Genomic DNA, 16,436 nt, shown 5'->3' on the forward strand with positions numbered 1-16,436 from the left:
CCTTCTCCACAAGAGACTGATCTGTAAGGAAATTTGCTTTCATCCCAGTTTTACGACTCGTCTCTCACGCCAGTCCTTACCATCAATCGCCCTCGTTTCCGGCCTTGAGCACCCCTGAAAATCAACAGCTCACTGCATATATAGATAAGGCCGGACGGCGTCCGGCCTTATCTATATATGCATACAAGCCATTCAAACCTCCCCTGAGCGCCTAAGCATCCAGTGTCCAGCGCTTCAGGATGTCATATCGCCCCTCACCCACCTGGCTATGCACCAGTGCAAAGTCTGTGACCAACCAGGAGATGGCATCGACCACACGAGCGGGTGGCCTCTTGCGGTCATACAGCATGGTGACGTGGGGGTTCACTGAGGACGCACTAAATTTGACTCCGACCCGACGCAACTCCATTGCGAGCAAAGTCGACAACCTCGTCGCCCCCGCCCTGCCCGCCCCTGCGATTAACACATAGGGCCACCGACCGCCCCTGCCATTGAAATTGGCCGTGTGATCAAGACTGATCATAAAAGGATTCATCTGGATGCGGTTACCAATGTATATCCCCGCATCCAGATATAAACGCGGCACAACCTCCCCAGGAAAAACCAGCAACGGGGCAATCGACATATGCAAGCGCTCCAGCGCGATGAAGTATCCGGCAAGAGCATGAACATGACTCTCGTGTACAGCCAGTTCATAGATGCGTTGAATCGCTGCCGCACTTGGGAAGATCGCGAAGAAAAGGTTGCCGACGGGGCGGCCACCAAAACCACCACGCTTTGAGGCGTTCTCTGACAACGGAGGATCAGGAGGTCGCATATGACCACCTCCAGACAAGCTCACCAGAAAGGATTCCTGCCCTTCAAACAAATCAGTTGGCCCGCGATCCATATGAGCACCCATCAACTTCAATGTGGAAGTTCGATACTAGTCTCTCGGCATTCCGGAAAAACAAAAACCCTGCCCTCCCAGACAGAGTTTCCGATAAATGGTGAACGATCGTTCTATTTGAGCGAATTCACATGCGCCACAAACTGCGCCATAGCGATCAAGGTTCCTTCCTGCCAACCCGATTCCTTATTCTGTTTGAAGTCGCCCTCATTCCGGTGCAACGCGGTAAACACATAGCGCGTTCCGGTCCCGGAAGCTTGCAAGGTCACGATGGCGGTGATCGGCACGTCATCAAACACAGCCGGCCGGTAACCAGGAAACAGCATGGAGGTCCAGACGAGGCGCTCCATAGGCCTGACTTCAATAAAGCAGCCAAGATTTGGAAACTCCTTACCGTCCCCGGTTGCGATGTCGATACTGAACATGCCACCTGGCCGAACATCCATTTCGCACTTTGAGACCGCTCCCCACGCCTTGGGCATGTACCACTGTTTGAGATGTTCCGGTTTGGTTAGTACTTCCCAGACCAGTTGCACGGGTGCATCGATATGGCGTTCGAGCACGAAATCAGTTGCGGGGTTGATCGCGAAGACCTTGTTCATGAATCTGACTCCTTTGCCTTGAGTTGTAGAACGTAAGCGTCAAATCGATCGAACCTGGACTCCCATACCCGGCGGCGCTCGGTCAGCCAGTCCTCCGCCACCTTCAATTGCTCTGGAGCTATTTCATACGTCCGTACTCGCCCCTGCTTGGTTGAGGTGACAAGGCGACTGCGTTCAAGCACCGACAGGTGTTGCACGAATGAGGGCAACTTCATATCAAAGGGTGCAGCCAGTTCGCTGACTGTGGCGGGCCCGCCGGATAGTTGCTCAAGGATTTGCCGCCGCGTTGAACTGGATAGCGCAAGAAAGACGTCATCAGCGACAGCAGATTGCAACATGTGGGCACCTTTGATTCCGGGATGATCGATAGAAGATCATCCTGGCTGCCACCAATACTTAGGTCAATACCTAAGTATTAAATGATCGACCAACGGCATGGCGGACCTCGGCCAGAAAAGCAAAAAGCCCGTCTTTAAACGGGCTTTTTGCTTTGGCTACTTCTTAATGTCTGGCGGCAAACAAACCTGCTGACAGATCATTCCCACTCAATCGTTGCTGGCGGCTTGCCAGACACATCATAAACAACGCGGTTAATACCACGGACTTCGTTAATGATGCGGTTGGAGACCTTGCCCAGCAGGTCGTACGGCAGTTCAGCCCACTTGGCGGTCATGAAGTCGCTGGTCTGTACGGCGCGCAGTGCTACGACATATTCATAAGTACGGCCATCGCCCATCACACCGACAGACTTCACCGGCAAAAAGACGGCAAAAGCTTGCGAGGTTTTGTCGTACCAATCTGCGGCGCGCAGTTCATCAATAAAGATGGCATCGGCACGGCGCAACAAGTCGCAATAGTCGCGCTTGACTTCACCCAGCACGCGCACACCCAAACCCGGGCCCGGGAACGGATGACGATAGACCATCTCGTGTGGCAAGCCCAGCGCCACGCCCAGTTCGCGGACTTCGTCCTTGAACAGTTCGCGCAGCGGTTCCAGCAGTTTGAGGTTCAGCGTTTCCGGCAGGCCGCCCACGTTGTGGTGGCTCTTGATCGTGTGCGCTTTCTTGGTCTTGGCGCCGGCGGATTCGATGACGTCCGGGTAGATGGTACCTTGGGCCAGCCATTTTGCTTTCGGCAGCTTGGCAGCTTCGGCCTGGAAGACTTCAACGAATTCACGGCCAATGATCTTGCGCTTGGCTTCAGGGTCTGACACGCCGGCCAGATGACCCATGAACTGTTCGGTGGCATCCACGTGAATGACTTTCACGCCAAGATGCTTGTTGAAGATATTCATGACTTGCTCGCCTTCATTCAGGCGCAGCAGACCGTTATCAACAAACACGCAGGTCAGGCGATCACCGATCGCGCGATGGATCAACGCAGCGGCAACAGAGGAGTCCACACCGCCGGACAAGCCCAGGATGACTTCTTCATCGCCAACCTGTTCACGAATCTTTTCAACAGCCTGGTCCACATAGTTGGGCATGGTCCAGGACGGTTTGGCGTTACAGATTTCCAGCACGAAGCGATTGATCATGTCGCGACCCTTGATGGTATGGGTCACTTCCGGGTGGAACTGCACGCCGTAGAAGCCGCGGGTTTCGTCGGCCATGGCGGCGATCGGGCAGGACGGGTTTTCTGCGATAACACTGAACCCTTCCGGCAGTGCGGTGACCTTGTCACCGTGACTCATCCATACATCCAGCAGGCCATGGCCTTGCTCGTTGTCGCGGTCTTGCAGATCACGGAACAGCTTGCTGTGATTGCGGGCACGGATTTCGGCGTAACCGAATTCACGCACGTGGCCGCCATCGACCTTGCCCCCCAGGCTTTGCGCCATCCACTGCATGCCGTAGCAAATGCCCAACACGGGCACGCCCAGTTCGAACAGGGCCGGATCAGCCTGATAGTCGCTTTCGTATACCGAGTTGGGGCCGCCCGACAGGATGATGCCGGTGGGCTTGAAGTCGCGGATAAAGTCGATCGACACGTCGAACGAATGCAGTTCGCTGTAGACGTGCGCTTCACGCACACGGCGGGCGATCAGCTGGGTGACTTGGGAGCCGAAATCGAGAATCAGGATTTTGTCCATGACGCGCCTTTGGTAAGCCCTGGAAAGCCGGGCGGGAAAAAGCCAGCTATTTTAGCGTGTTACCGCGTTTCCCGCGAGTGCCGTTACGCCGCTCGACTGGGCCCACGCCAGGACAGCGTCAAGTACGGGCAAACCACGCTCTGCCAGAGGGTGATTCAGGATTGCCACGACGACCAGCATGCGACCGTCATCTGCGCGCACAAACCCCGCTGCTGCTCGCACATTCTTGAGCGTACCCGTCTTGATGTGCGCCTCGCCGGCAACCCCGCTGTCTTTCAAGCGCTTTTTCATGGTGCCATCCACTGCAGCAATGGGAAGCGACGAGATAAATTCCGGTGCATAAGGGCTTTGCCCTGCCCATTGCAGCAATTGCGCCATGTGACGCGCGGAGATTTGCTCTTCACGTGACAAACCAGAGCCGTTTTCCAGCACCAGCTCGTTCCAGCTGGCTCCTCGGCGTGAGAGCCAGGTCTGGATAGTCCGTGCCGCAGACTGGATATCATCTTCACCTGGTTGGCGATAACGTGCGCCCAGCGTGAGAAACAACTGCCTCGCCATCAAGTTGTTACTGTACTTGTTGATGTCGCGAATATTGCTGGCCAGATCGGAGGACTGAGACTGGGCCAGGCGCACGGCCTGCGTCGGCACTTCACCGGTGCGAATACCTCCGGTGATCTCACCCCCCGTTTGCTGCCAGAGATAACGGGCCAGGCTGCCCGTGTAGGTCACGGCATCCAGATAAGACTGGTATTTATCGATGGCACAATCAGCAGGCAATGCGCCACTGACTTTGACCCGCACCGCACTACCCGCACCACTGGCGACAAACGAGAGATTGCCACTGGCGCAAGGCGCTGTCGGTACGGTCTTGATGGCACTGTCGAGCGTCAACTCTGGCAGCGGCGGATCAACATTGACGCGCGCACCACTCATGTCATTGACGACATGAAAACGGAAAGCATGGAAATTGACGAGCAAGCTGTCCGGCCCGACCAGGTAGGCACGGGCTGGATCATTACCGTCGTCGGCAAAACTGGTTTTGGCAGGAATACTCAGAAAACTGCGATCCAGCACGATGTCGCCATTGATGCGTTTGATGCCCGCAGCACGCACATCCCGCAGCAGCATCCACAAGCGTTCCATGGTCAGTTTGGGATCACCCGAGCCTTTAATATATAGATTGCCACGCAGTACGCCATCACTCACCGTGCCGTCACTATATATATCTGTAGTCCAGGCAAACGCCGGGCCAAGCATGTCGAGCGCGGCAAATGTAGTCACCAACTTCATGGTTGATGCCGGGTTGGCTGGCACATCGGCATTCCAGAAATCGCCAGTCCCTTGCTCCAGTGGCAACACCACCAGAGATAACGCAGATGCGGGTAGGTGCGCCGTATTCATGGCAGCAGCAACAGGCGCAGGGAGCGGCGTGGCCGCGCTGGCGGCCCCCATAGTGAGCGCCAGACACAGTACGCCCAGCAACCGGGCAGGTTTAAAGCGGGAAAGCAGCATGGCGGAGGGTATTCCTGGCAGAAAAACAACGGCCCGATTGTGCCCGTGCATCTGAAGCCTTGCCAGTACCTGCCGCAGGCAAATCTGGCGCTTGCGGATTCACGCAGATTCAGCACAACGGCAGTTAGACGCCGGGATGACGTGCCTGCCAGGCTTTCAGCTCACTGCGGTATTTGTGCAGCGCTTCGTTGTAAATATCAAAAATACAGGGTTCACACCCGTTGCCGCAGCATTCTTCCAGAGCCGGTTCGTACGGCGGTTCCGGCATGGGATCTGTGGGGTCTTTCAATTCGTCTTGCGACATAACCGCTTATCAATCCAATCAACAAAAAAGGGTTCAAAACCAGAAGTGAATCCCCATTATCCATCCGACCGGACGTTGTGTGGGTTTTAAGGCGCCGTCACCGCCAGGCTTGCGGAAGAGACTTGCCGGATTCAAGCCATCGACGGCGCTGTGAGCGTATGTAAAAACGCTATAAAAATCGTGCAAAAACGTCAATGGACGCCAGGGTTTTTCGTATAATCCGACCAAACCGTCAGGCCGCCTTGTTGCCACAAGCCGGGGTGGGCTAAAACGGTTCAGCCATTTCATGTTTTTCCGTACAGGAACCGGTATACCCTCCATGGATATTTCGCAGCTATTGCAACCCGAAGACATCGTGCTGGATCTGAATGTGTCCAGCAAAGCCAGACTGTTTGAAGAGATTGGTCGCCGTTTGCAGCAAACGCACAATCTGTCTGTCGATCTGGTCGTCAAAAGCCTGCATGACAGGGAAAAACTGGGTTCAACAGCATTAGGTCTGGGCATGGCGCTCCCGCATGCACGCATCAAGGGCCTGAACGAAGCCATTGCCGTATTCGTGCGGACCGAACTGGCGTTGCCGTTTGATGCCCCCGACGGCAAGCCGGTATCCAACATCCTGGCGCTGATCGTGCCCGAACGGGCTACCCAGGCACATCTGGAAATTCTGGCCGCCATTGCGCAACTCTTTAGCGATCAGGATTTCCGCAACAAACTGCGCACCTGTGCCACCCCACAGGAAGTGCACCAGTTGTTTGCCGCCAACGCCACCGCCTGAGGAGAGCAGACATGATCAGCTCACTGCTTGGTGCTGGCGACAAAGCCAACATCCTTGCTGAAGCCCTGCCCTACATCCAGAGCTTTCATAACAAGATTTTCGTGATCAAGTATGGCGGCAACGCCATGACTGATGATGCCCTCAAAGCCGGGTTTGCCCGCGATATCGCCCTGCTGCAACTGGTGGGCATGAAGCCCGTCATCGTGCACGGCGGTGGCCCGCAAATCAGTGGGTTGCTTGAGAAAATGGGCGTAAAGAGCGAATTCCGCCGCGGTATGCGCGTGACGGACGCCCAGACGCTGGAAGCCGTGGAAATGGCCACCGGCAAGCTCAACCAGGAAATCGTCGGTTTGATCAACCGCAGTGGCGGCAAGGCCGTAGGCCTGAATGGTCAGGACGGGTATTTTATTCAGGCGCGCAAAATGCTGTTGCCGCCCGAGCCTGGTGATAGTGGCCCGGTTGATATTGGTGCTGTCGGCGAAATCGAGAAAATCGATACCGAACTCATCAGCTTGCTGCAGACCCGAAATTTCGTGCCCGTAATCATGCCCATTGGCGTGGGCGTGGACGGTCAGGCATACAACATCAACGCGGACCTCGTGGCCGGAACACTGGCCCGCGCGCTCAATGCCGAAAAGCTGATCCTGATGACCAACACCTCTGGCGTTCTGGACCGCAACGGCAAGCTGATTGCGGGTGTCACGCTGGCGGATGTCGATGCCTTGATTGCGGATGGCACCATCTCCGGCGGCATGCTGCCCAAGATTGGCTCGGCACTGGATGCCGTGCGAACAGGTGTGAAGTCTGCGCATATCATTGATGGCCGGGTACCCAACGCCTTGTTGCTGGAGCTACTGACCAGCGAAGGCATCGGTACACTGATCCGCGGCAACGAAGGCCCACACTTTTTGACCGATACACAGCGTTATTTCCACACCGAATAAACGCCGCAGTACAACAAATACAAAGGCGTATCCCGCCGGCCTTTTCCTGACGCCGGATGGATACGCCTTTTCCGTTGCAGCCACGCTGTTCTGATAGAATCGCGCCATGACTTATCAAGTACTCGCCCGTAAGTGGCGCCCTCGCACATTTGCCCAACTGGTAGGCCAGGAACACGTCATCAAGGCGTTGTCCAACGCCTTTGCCACTGGCCGTCTGCATCATGCCTGGCTCCTGACCGGCACGCGCGGCGTGGGCAAGACCACGATTGCGCGGATCATGGCCAAATCGCTCAATTGCGAGACTGGCGTGACCGCCGAACCGTGCGGGGTGTGCAGTGCCTGTACACAGATCGATGCGGGTCGCTTTGTCGATCTGCTGGAAATCGATGCCGCATCCAACACTGGTATCGACAACATTCGTGAAGTGCTCGATAACGCCCAATACGCGCCGACCAGTGGCCGTTTCAAGGTCTACATCATCGATGAAGTGCACATGCTCTCCAAGAGTGCCTTCAATGCGATGCTCAAAACCCTGGAAGAACCACCGGGCCACGTCAAATTCATTCTGGCCACAACCGATCCGCAAAAAGTCCCGATCACGGTCTTGAGCCGCTGTCTGCAATTCTCTTTGCGCCAGATGACGCCCCAACAGGTTGCCGGTCATCTGAACAACGTATTGCAGGCCGAACAGATCCGTTTCGAACCCGCCTCGCTCAGTTTGTTGGGCCACGCGGCCAATGGCTCAATGCGCGACGCGCTAAGCTTGCTGGATCAAGCCATTGCCTACGGCTCCGGCGAAGTGCGCGAGGAAGGCGTACGTGCCATGCTGGGCGCGGTGGATCAAGGTTATTTGTTCGATATCTTGCGAGCACTGGTCGCCCACGACGGTGCAGCGATGATGGCAGCGGCAGATTCAATCTCGGCGCGCGGTTTGTCGTATGAATCTGCGTTGCATGAACTGGCACACGTGCTACACCAGATTGCCTTGGCACAAGTCGTGCCGGGCGCCCTGGCCGATGATCTACCGCTGCGCGCGGACATCCTGGCCATGGCTCAAGCCTTGCCGGCTGAAGAAACCCAGTTGTACTACCAGATTGCCATTCATGGTCGTCGTGATCTGGCACTGGCCCCGGATGAATACGCCGGCTTTTCGATGACCCTGATGCGGATGCTGGCCTTTGCGCCCACCACGGCGGCCGACAATCTGCCAGTGTTGAACAGCACGCCCGGCGCACGCCCGGCACCGGCCCTTGCTCCGCCAGCCACCGCATCCGGCGTCGTCGAGGCCCCACGCACGGCCATGCCCTCCGTTGCAGTGCCCGCGCCGGCGGCAGCACCCGCTCCGGCCCCTGCCGTGGTAACCGAACCCGCGCCATGGGAAGCCGCGCCCGTTGTAGCGCAAGAAGCCATCGTGCCGCCAGCGCAAGCGCACAATGTCAGCGATGACATGCCCGAGCCCGATGAGTACCTTGAACCGATTTCAGAACCAGAGTTCGAATCCTCGCCACAGGCGACATTTGAAGCGGAGGCCGCACCGCAGCAGCCACCAGGCACTGACGAGACATCCGCTGATGCGAAAGCGATCAGCCTGGCCAGCTTTAATGGCGACTGGCACGGTCTGGTGGTTGATCTGCGCATGGGCGCCGCCGGCATGCTGGCGGCGCAAGCAGAACTGGTGTCCTGGGATAACGCTCACTTCAAACTGCGAGTCTCGGATAGCAACCGTGCAGTGGCAACACGAGACTTCCAGGACAAACTGCGTGAACTTCTGGGCAAGCACTTTGGTCAGCCCGTGCAGGTTACGGCCGAACTGATTGAAGCCGCTGTAGAACACACGCCCGCCGCCATCATGCAGCGGGCACGCGAAAAACGACAGGATGAGGCCGAACAAGCCATCCAGAACGACCCATTCGTGCAAAGCATGGTGCAGGAATTCGGTGCCATCGTCATGCCAGGAACGATCCACCCGGTGGGTTGATTTGCAACCGGGACAAGATTGATTTGTATTGATGCTGGCGCATTCTGGCCGGCGTTGTAGTTAACAAGGAGCAGAACAATGTTCAACAAAGGTGGCTTGGGCGGCTTGATGAAGCAAGCCCAGCAAATGCAGGAAAACATGCAAAAGGCGCAAGAAGCGCTGGGCCAGGTCGAAGTCGAAGGCCAGGCAGGCGCTGGCATGGTCAAGGTGATCATGACCTGCCATCACGCCGTCAAACGGGTCAGCATTGATGACTCGCTGTTGCAAGACGACAAGGAAATGCTGGAAGACCTGATCGCCGCTGCGCTGAACGACGCTGTGCGCAAGGTAGAAACCACCACGCAGGAAAAGATGTCTGGCTTTACCGCTGGTCTGAACCTGCCGCCAGGCTTCAAGATGCCGTTCTAACTGGACGAAACGGGGTGAACCGGCGCGCGGCCTCAAGGTAGCGTGCCGATTCACCCCTTTTTTCATTCTGGCATGCATTCGTTGACGTCATGAGCACACCCTCCTCTTTACAGCATCTGATCGACTCCTTGCGTGTTCTGCCAGGCGTGGGTCCCAAATCGGCCAGCCGCATGGCCTATCACCTGCTGCAACGCGATCAAGCCGGTGCAGGTGAACTGGCGCACGCCATCATGACCGCGCTGGCGACGCTCAGGCATTGCCAGTTGTGCAATACATTTGCCGAGTCGGACATCTGCGAGATCTGCGCCGACGAAAACCGCACGCACGAACAACTGTGTGTGGTCGAAATGCCGACCGATCTTTTGATGGTGGAACAGACCCTGGCCTACCACGGGCTTTACTTTGTATTGATGGGTCGCCTGAGCCCGCTCGATGGCATCGGCCCCAAAGACATTGCCTTTAGCCGGTTACTGGAACGCGCCAGCGATGGCATCGTCAAAGAAGTGATTCTCTCAACCAATTTCACGGTCGAAGGTGAGGCCACAGCGCACTACCTGGCCGAAATGCTGCGTGCCCGTGGCCTGACGGTTAGCCGTATCGCCCGAGGTCTTCCGGTCGGGGGCGAGCTGGAACACGCTGACCCGAGCACGCTGGCACAGGCGCTGGTCGAACGCCGTACCCTCACTGGCTAACCGGCCACTCCCCTACCCCGTCCGTTTCAGACCCACAAAAGAAAGGCCCCACCATAAAGTGGGGCCAAGTCGCTGCTCCTGCGGAAGAAGCTTGAACCGTCGCGGCCGGATCACCCGGCCGCGTACTGCGTGGATCGATGATTATTCGATACGCAGTTGGGTCTTCGGATCGAAGAACACAACTTTGCTCATGTCCAGCGCCAGGCGCATGACTTCGCCCGGGCCCTTGGCATCACGCGGATGTACGCGAGCAGTCACGTCCTTACCATTGATACGGGTGAAGATCATGGTGTCCGGGCCAGTCGGCTCGGTCAGCATCACCTTGCAACCCAGGGCCATTTCGTCGCCGTGCGCGACATCCAGTTGTTCCGGACGAACACCCATGATGACTTCCTGGCCAACGCGCTTGGCAAACTTGGCGCCATCTTTCAGCGGCACAAAGCGGGCATCGCTTTCGCTGGTCAGGCTCACGCCGACCTGGCCATTTTGCTCAGCCAGATGACATTCAATGAAGTTCATCGACGGCGAACCAATGAAGCTGGCCACAAACATGTTGGATGGGCGCTCGTAGATATCTTGCGGGCTGCCGAACTGTTGAATCACGCCATCTTTCATCACAGCGATGCGATCACCCAGCGTCATGGCCTCGATCTGGTCATGGGTCACGTAGACGATGGTGGTCTTCAGGCGATGATGCAGCTGCTTGATTTCAGTCCGCATTTCAACGCGCAGCTTGGCATCCAGGTTGGACAACGGCTCGTCAAACAGGAACAGGATCGGGTCACGGGCCAGTGCGCGGCCCATGGCCACACGCTGACGCTGACCGCCGGACAGTTGACCCGGCTTGCGATCAAGCAGGTGATCCATCTGCAGCATCTTGGCGACGCGGTTGATCACTTCCTCTTGCTCTTTCTTCGGAACACCACGTGTTTCCAGACCAAACGCAATGTTCTGACGCACGTTCATGGTGGGGTACAGGGCGTAGCTCTGGAACACCATGGCAATGTCGCGGTCTTTCGGTGCCACGTCGTTCACGACGCGACCACCAATGTTCACTTCGCCGGAAGTCGGGCTTTCCAGACCAGCGATGATGTTCATCAGCGTGGACTTGCCGCAACCGGACGGGCCAACCAGGATCAGGAACTGGCCGTCATCGATCTCGATATCGATGCCTTTCAGGATATGCGTGTCGCCAAAGCTTTTGGTTACGTTCTTGATGGCAAGTGCGCCCATCTTTTTCTCCATTTCTGAGTTCGGGTACCGGGCTACTTCACGGCAGCCAGCTTGTTTCGTTCAAGCCGGCCCCGCGTTATGTCAGGTAGCAATACCGGTGTGTGTTTCTGGCCTTGGGATTAGCCCTTGACCGCGCCAGCGGAAAGACCGCGCACAAAATATTTACCTGCAGCCACGTACACAAAGATGGTCGGCAGCGCGGCGATAATCGCAGCAGCCATATCAACGTTGTATTCCTTGACCGTGGTCGACGTGTTGGCCAGGTTGTTCAGACCGACGGTAATCGGTTGCGAACCACCGGCAGAGAACACCAGACCGAACAGGAAGTCGTTCCAGATCTGGGTGAATTGCCAGATCAGCGTCACCATCAAGATAGGAATCGACATCGGCAGTACGATGCGCCAGAAGATACGCCAGAAACCGGCGCCATCCAGACGTGCTGCGTTGATCAGTTCATCCGGGATACCGACGTAGAAGTTACGGAAGAACAGTGTTGTGGAGGCAATACCGCAGACCACGTGTACAAACACCAGACCCGTCGTGGACGAAGCAATGCCCATCCAGCCTTCAGTCATCGCCATCGGCAACAGCAGTACCTGGAACGGGATGTACAAACCATACATCAGCATGGCGAACACCAGTTCAGAACCAGGAAAACGCCACTTGGACAGGATGTAGCCGTTGATCGCGCCCATGCTGGTCGAGATCAACACCGCCGGGACAACCAGGCGAACCGAGTTCCAGAAGAATGGCGCCAGACCGGTACATTCCACACCAGTACACGCACTGCTCCAGGCCTTGGACCAGGCGGCAAACGTGATATGCATCGGGAACGACAGCAGGTTACCGCCACGGATCTCGTCCATGCTCTTCACCGAGGTCGTCAGCATGACGTACAACGGCAAGAGATAGTAGACCGCGAAGTAAATCAGAACCGCGTAAACAATAAAGCGGGACAGGTTATTCTTAGGCATTGCGACCTCTGCGCAGTTCGGAATACAGGTAAGGCACAATCACTGCAGACACGGTCAACAGCATCATCATGGCGCTGGCAGAACCCAGGCCCATTTCACCACGGGTAAACGCCATGGCATACATGTAGGTTGCCGGCAGATCAGACGAGAAGCCAGGGCCACCGCCAGTCAATGCAACCACAAGGTCAAAGCTCTTGATGGCAATGTGCGCCAGAATCATCAGCGTCGAGAAGAACACCGGGCGCATGGCCGGCAGAATGATCTTCCAGTAAATACGCGGCAAGGTTGCACCGTCGATCTGGGCCGCTTTGATGATCGAATCATCAATACCGCGCAAACCCGCCAGGAACAGGGCCATTACGAAACCAGACGACTGCCAGATACCGGCAATCACCACGGTATAAATCGACATATCAGGATTAACCAGCCAGTCAAACTGGAAGCTGGTCCAGCCCCAGTCGTGCATCATCTTTTCCAGACCAAGACCTGGGTTCAACATCCACTTCCAGGCGGTACCAGTCACGATGAACGACAGTGCCATCGGGTACAGATAAATGGTTCGCAACGCGCCTTCGGCACGAATTTTCTGGTCAAGCAAAATGGCCAGCAGAACGCCGACGACCATGCTCACACCAATAAACAGAAAACCGAATTTGAAAAGGTTCTCGACCGCAACCCACCAACGATCATTGCCGCTGTCAAGGAGGCGCGCGTACTGGGAAAAACCAACCCAAGTGTAGTTGGGCAGCAAACGCGATGCGGTAAACGACAGATAACCATTCCAGGCGACGAAACCATAAATGAATATCAGCGAAAGCAAGAACGACGGGGCAAGCACAAGCCGCGGAAGCCAGCGTTCCGCAAAGCCATACTGAGCTGGCCGGGTCGACTGAATCATGACAAATCTCCGATGAACAGATGAGGGTAAAACAGGTGAAGCCCCTCCCTCCCCGGGGCCGGAGAAGGAGGGTTACTACAGATACAACTTAGAACTACCGAATATGCTGATTAACCAGACAAACCGGCTCTTGCGAACCGGCCTTGCCTATTAGTTAACCTTGGCAGCAGCAGCCAGCTTGGCAGCGGCTTGCTGAGCGGTCATGTTGTCGTCGTTCCAGAACTGGGAGATGACGTCATACATGGCGCCTTGGGTAGCGGAGTGCATTGCCATGCCGTGTGCGAAGGACGGAACCAGCGTGCCAGCCTTGTTGTCGGCTTCGAAGTCCTTGGCCGATTGCTTGCCGCAATCGTCAAACTTGGACATGTCGGCACCCAGACGAACCGGGATGGAACCCTTGTTCAGGTTGAACACTTGCTGGAATTCCGGCGAAACGATGGTTTCTGCCAGATCGTCCTGACCCTTGATGGCATCGGCGTTCTTCAGCTTGAAGAAGATGAAGCTGTCGATGTTGAAGGTGTAGGACTTGGCAGTACCCGGAGCGGCTACACACAGGAAGTCTTTGCCCGGGACCTTGCCAGCAGCCAGGAATTCACCCTTGGCCCAGTCACCCATGAACTGCATACCAGCCTTGCCATTGATAACCATGGCAGTAGCCAGGTTCCAGTCGCGGCCAGCGGCGTTCTTGTCGGTGTACGGCTTGATCTTCTTGTAGATTTCAAGCGACTTGATCATGGTCGGGCTCTTCAGGGTAGCCTGGTCCAGATCAACGAAAGCCTTCTTGAAGAACGGTGCGCCACCAGTGCCCAGAACCACGGTTTCGAACACGGTTGCATCTTGCCACGGCTGACCACCGTAAGCGACCGGCTGAATGCCAGCCTTTTGCAGGGCGTCAGCAGTCTTGAAGAACTCGTCCCAAGTTGTCGGAACCTTGGCATTGGCCTTCTTCAGCAGATCCGGGTTGATCCACAGCCAGTTCACGCGGTGAACGTTAACCGGAGCGGCAACATAGTGACCTTGATACTTCATCACGTTTTGCACAACCGGCGGCAGAATCTTGTTCCAGCCGTTCTTGTTGGCAACATCGTCGATGTTAGCCAGAACGCCTTGATCGCCCCACTCTTGAATAGCCGGGCCCTTCACTTGAGCTGCTGCCGGCGGGTTACCCGACACCACACGCGTCTTCAGCGCGGTCATGGCGTTGTCACCTGCACCACCAGCAACTGCAAAATCCTTCCACTTGTCGCCCTTGGCTTCGAGCATCTTCTTCAGCTCGCCAGCGGCCTTTGCTTCACCGCCGGAAGTCCACCAGTGCAGCACTTCCACCTCAGCCGCATTGGCAGCGCATGCAACGGACAGAGCCGCCGCGCAGAGCGTCATACGCAAAGTTTTCATTTTCTTCGGTCTCCTAGGCTACGGGCAGCCCCATGGCAACCCGCGTAGAGGAATTTATTGGGGGGATGGTTTGACCGAAATCAGGTGAACTCCTGACCAGGGCAGATATGTAGGGCAATCACCTTAGTTTTTCGCTTAAAACCGCGTGAATACTGGCTTTTCACGCATTTTGCGATGCGCAAATGAAACAGTTTGCGCAACCTTTCCTGGCAGAAAGCTCAACCCCATTTGGCGAATTTCATCATCCCGGAAAAAAGTGACCGTCGGCGCCGGTTTGTCCGACGACCGCTATCGTGCCAGGAAAATTTGATATATCAAATGGCCTCAATAAAAAAAGGGCGACCGAAGTCGCCCTTTTATCAAACCAGACAAGTCAGACAGGAATTAGAAACCAGTCCAGGTACCGACCAGGACACGCGCGCCATTGTCGGTGCCGCTGGAAGCGACGCCATCAAGCTGCCAGGTTGCTGCAGCAAATGGGCGGACATCCGCATCCTTGAACTTCATGTAGCGAGCCTGCAGGTAGGCAGAAGTGTTCTTGGACATGGTGTATGTGTACTGACCAAAGAACTGGTTTGCGTTCGCATTGTTGAACTTCTGACCGTCGACCTTGCTGTTCACAATATCTTGCCAACCCAGCGCCAGTTGGCTCTTGTCCCAGGCATATGCACCCGCGAGCAGGAACTGATCGTTCTCTACCTTGCCTGCACCAAAGCCGAGCGAGTTATTGGTATCACTCCACTTGTTATGCTTGTAACCACCGCGGACGGTAAAGCCAGTGCGCGCAATATCCCAGTTAGCCTGAACGAAGTAGAACTCTTGCTTTGCGCCCGTATCACCGCCGGAACTGAAAGCGTCATCCTGGTTCAGTGCGGCAAGGCCCTTTTGTTGCTGATAGCCACCAGCCAGATTCAGCCCCTGGTCTTTGTTGTTGTAAGTCGCGATCGCATCCACGGCCCAAGTCTGACCTTGCGAAGTCCTTGTGCCGAGGTCATAAGCCACTTGCGCACCAAAACCATTAAAGTTGGGTGTCGAGTAAGCCAGCGCTTCCTTAAACCACACAGCGTTTGCACCGTAGTCTTCCCACAGATTACCGGCGCCCCACTGGAATTGATCCAGAGCCAGATACGATGGTGCAAACACACGACCGGAACGGAAAGTACCCCAGTCGCCAGTCAGACCGATATACGCCTCACGGGAGCCCCAGGAAGCTGTGGCCGGTGTCGCAACCTTTTGCGACACACGCCAGATCAGCTTGTTGCCGTTATCAAGTTTGTCGGAACCATCAAAATTCAGCATCAGATCGGTTTCGTTACCCAGGGCAGAGCTGCTGCTGCCATCATCTTTCTGAGAAGAGGCCTGGTGGGTACGGGCATAAATATCCATTTCAGCGTAACCACTGATGGACACGTCGGCCATGGCCGGAGCAGCAAATGCGGAAGCAACCGCAGCAGCAATCAGAGCACGATAGAACATTGTTTTCTCCTGTAATCGGCTAATAAAAGGGGAGCAAATCAGCCAGGCGCTTTTTTTGTGCAGCACGTATTTGGCTTGCTGATTGGCCCGCAGATTACGGGCAGCACTTTTGCAGGAACAATGCGAAAAAAAACCGGCCAACGATTCGTTGCCGGTTTTAAAAACAAAAAACAATCAAATAAATTCAATCACTTAAAAATAAATTCTCAAATTAACCCAATCCATCACATCATATGAAGTGCAACTAAAAGGCAATAAAAAAGG

General features: G+C 55.9%; 17 protein-coding genes. 6 read left to right on the top strand and 11 right to left on the bottom strand.

Annotated features, from left to right (window positions below):
• Window positions 1–211: 211 nt before the first annotated feature.
• The 6 genes from IEX44_RS04920 to IEX44_RS04945 form a co-directional block, all read right to left on the bottom strand.
• Window positions 212–889 (bottom strand): 2'-5' RNA ligase family protein, encoded by a 678-nt coding sequence (locus tag IEX44_RS04920; protein ID WP_188689645.1) that lies wholly within the window; start codon window positions 887–889, stop codon window positions 212–214.
• 113 nt (window positions 890–1,002) lie between these two features.
• Window positions 1,003–1,491, bottom strand: coding sequence for an SRPBCC domain-containing protein (locus IEX44_RS04925; RefSeq protein ID WP_188689648.1), 489 nt, complete (start codon window positions 1,489–1,491; stop codon window positions 1,003–1,005).
• Complete coding sequence (locus tag IEX44_RS04930; protein WP_188689652.1) at window positions 1,488–1,829, bottom strand: ArsR/SmtB family transcription factor; 342 nt, start codon at window positions 1,827–1,829, stop codon at window positions 1,488–1,490. The genes IEX44_RS04925 and IEX44_RS04930 overlap by 4 nt, the downstream gene beginning before the upstream one ends.
• Window positions 1,830–2,026: 197 nt before the next feature.
• Entirely contained in the window at window positions 2,027–3,583 is a 1,557-nt protein-coding gene (guaA, locus tag IEX44_RS04935; RefSeq protein ID WP_188689655.1) for a glutamine-hydrolyzing GMP synthase, read from the bottom strand.
• 51 nt (window positions 3,584–3,634) lie between these two features.
• Complete coding sequence (dacB, locus tag IEX44_RS04940) at window positions 3,635–5,095, bottom strand: D-alanyl-D-alanine carboxypeptidase/D-alanyl-D-alanine endopeptidase (protein ID WP_188689658.1); 1,461 nt, start codon at window positions 5,093–5,095, stop codon at window positions 3,635–3,637.
• 124 nt (window positions 5,096–5,219) lie between these two features.
• A complete protein-coding gene (locus tag IEX44_RS04945) occupies window positions 5,220–5,399 on the bottom strand; it encodes an oxidoreductase-like domain-containing protein (protein WP_188689661.1) in 180 nt (59 codons plus the stop codon).
• A 319-nt stretch (window positions 5,400–5,718) separates the two neighbouring features.
• On the opposite strand from IEX44_RS04945, the gene IEX44_RS04950 reads away from it, so the two are divergent.
• From IEX44_RS04950 to recR, 5 genes are all read left to right on the top strand, one after another.
• On the top strand, window positions 5,719–6,174 hold the full coding sequence (locus IEX44_RS04950; RefSeq protein ID WP_188689664.1) for a PTS sugar transporter subunit IIA: 456 nt from the start codon (window positions 5,719–5,721) through the stop codon (window positions 6,172–6,174).
• An 11-nt stretch (window positions 6,175–6,185) separates the two neighbouring features.
• On the top strand, window positions 6,186–7,118 hold the full coding sequence (gene argB / locus IEX44_RS04955; protein ID WP_188689667.1) for an acetylglutamate kinase: 933 nt from the start codon (window positions 6,186–6,188) through the stop codon (window positions 7,116–7,118).
• A 106-nt stretch (window positions 7,119–7,224) separates the two neighbouring features.
• Window positions 7,225–9,096, top strand: a complete 1,872-nt coding sequence (gene dnaX / locus IEX44_RS04960) for a DNA polymerase III subunit gamma/tau (protein WP_188689669.1) — start codon at window positions 7,225–7,227, stop codon at window positions 9,094–9,096.
• A 78-nt stretch (window positions 9,097–9,174) separates the two neighbouring features.
• Window positions 9,175–9,504, top strand: a complete 330-nt coding sequence (locus IEX44_RS04965; protein WP_188689672.1) for a YbaB/EbfC family nucleoid-associated protein — start codon at window positions 9,175–9,177, stop codon at window positions 9,502–9,504.
• Between the two features lie 89 nt (window positions 9,505–9,593).
• Entirely contained in the window at window positions 9,594–10,196 is a 603-nt protein-coding gene (recR, locus tag IEX44_RS04970; RefSeq protein ID WP_188689676.1) for a recombination mediator RecR, read from the top strand.
• A 141-nt stretch (window positions 10,197–10,337) separates the two neighbouring features.
• Here the strand turns inward: recR and IEX44_RS04975 are convergent, their stop codons facing one another.
• The 5 genes from IEX44_RS04975 to IEX44_RS04995 all read right to left on the bottom strand — a co-directional run bounded on the left by IEX44_RS04975 (window position 10,338) and on the right by IEX44_RS04995 (window position 16,172).
• A complete protein-coding gene (locus IEX44_RS04975; protein WP_188689679.1) occupies window positions 10,338–11,429 on the bottom strand; it encodes an ABC transporter ATP-binding protein in 1,092 nt (363 codons plus the stop codon).
• Between the two features lie 119 nt (window positions 11,430–11,548).
• Window positions 11,549–12,403, bottom strand: coding sequence for a carbohydrate ABC transporter permease (locus IEX44_RS04980; RefSeq protein WP_188689684.1), 855 nt, complete (start codon window positions 12,401–12,403; stop codon window positions 11,549–11,551).
• On the bottom strand, window positions 12,396–13,301 hold the full coding sequence (locus tag IEX44_RS04985) for a carbohydrate ABC transporter permease (RefSeq protein WP_188689687.1): 906 nt from the start codon (window positions 13,299–13,301) through the stop codon (window positions 12,396–12,398). The genes IEX44_RS04980 and IEX44_RS04985 overlap by 8 nt, the downstream gene beginning before the upstream one ends.
• Window positions 13,302–13,451: 150 nt before the next feature.
• Window positions 13,452–14,696: an ABC transporter substrate-binding protein gene (locus IEX44_RS04990; protein WP_188689690.1), complete on the bottom strand. Its 1,245-nt coding sequence runs from the start codon at window positions 14,694–14,696 to the stop codon at window positions 13,452–13,454.
• A gap of 384 nt (window positions 14,697–15,080) precedes the next feature.
• The gene (locus IEX44_RS04995; protein WP_188689693.1) at window positions 15,081–16,172 is read right to left on the bottom strand and encodes a porin; all 1,092 of its coding nucleotides are present in this window, start codon (window positions 16,170–16,172) and stop codon (window positions 15,081–15,083) included.
• Between the two features lie 57 nt (window positions 16,173–16,229).
• Here IEX44_RS04995 and IEX44_RS05000 point away from each other — a divergent pair, with 57 nt between their 5' ends.
• The gene (locus IEX44_RS05000; protein WP_188689697.1) at window positions 16,230–16,409 is read left to right on the top strand and encodes a hypothetical protein; all 180 of its coding nucleotides are present in this window, start codon (window positions 16,230–16,232) and stop codon (window positions 16,407–16,409) included.
• Window positions 16,410–16,436: the final 27 nt, after the last annotated feature.

Source organism: Silvimonas amylolytica (genome assembly GCF_014645555.1).
In the GTDB taxonomy this organism is placed as follows: Bacteria; Pseudomonadota; Gammaproteobacteria; order Burkholderiales; family Chitinibacteraceae; genus Silvimonas; species Silvimonas amylolytica.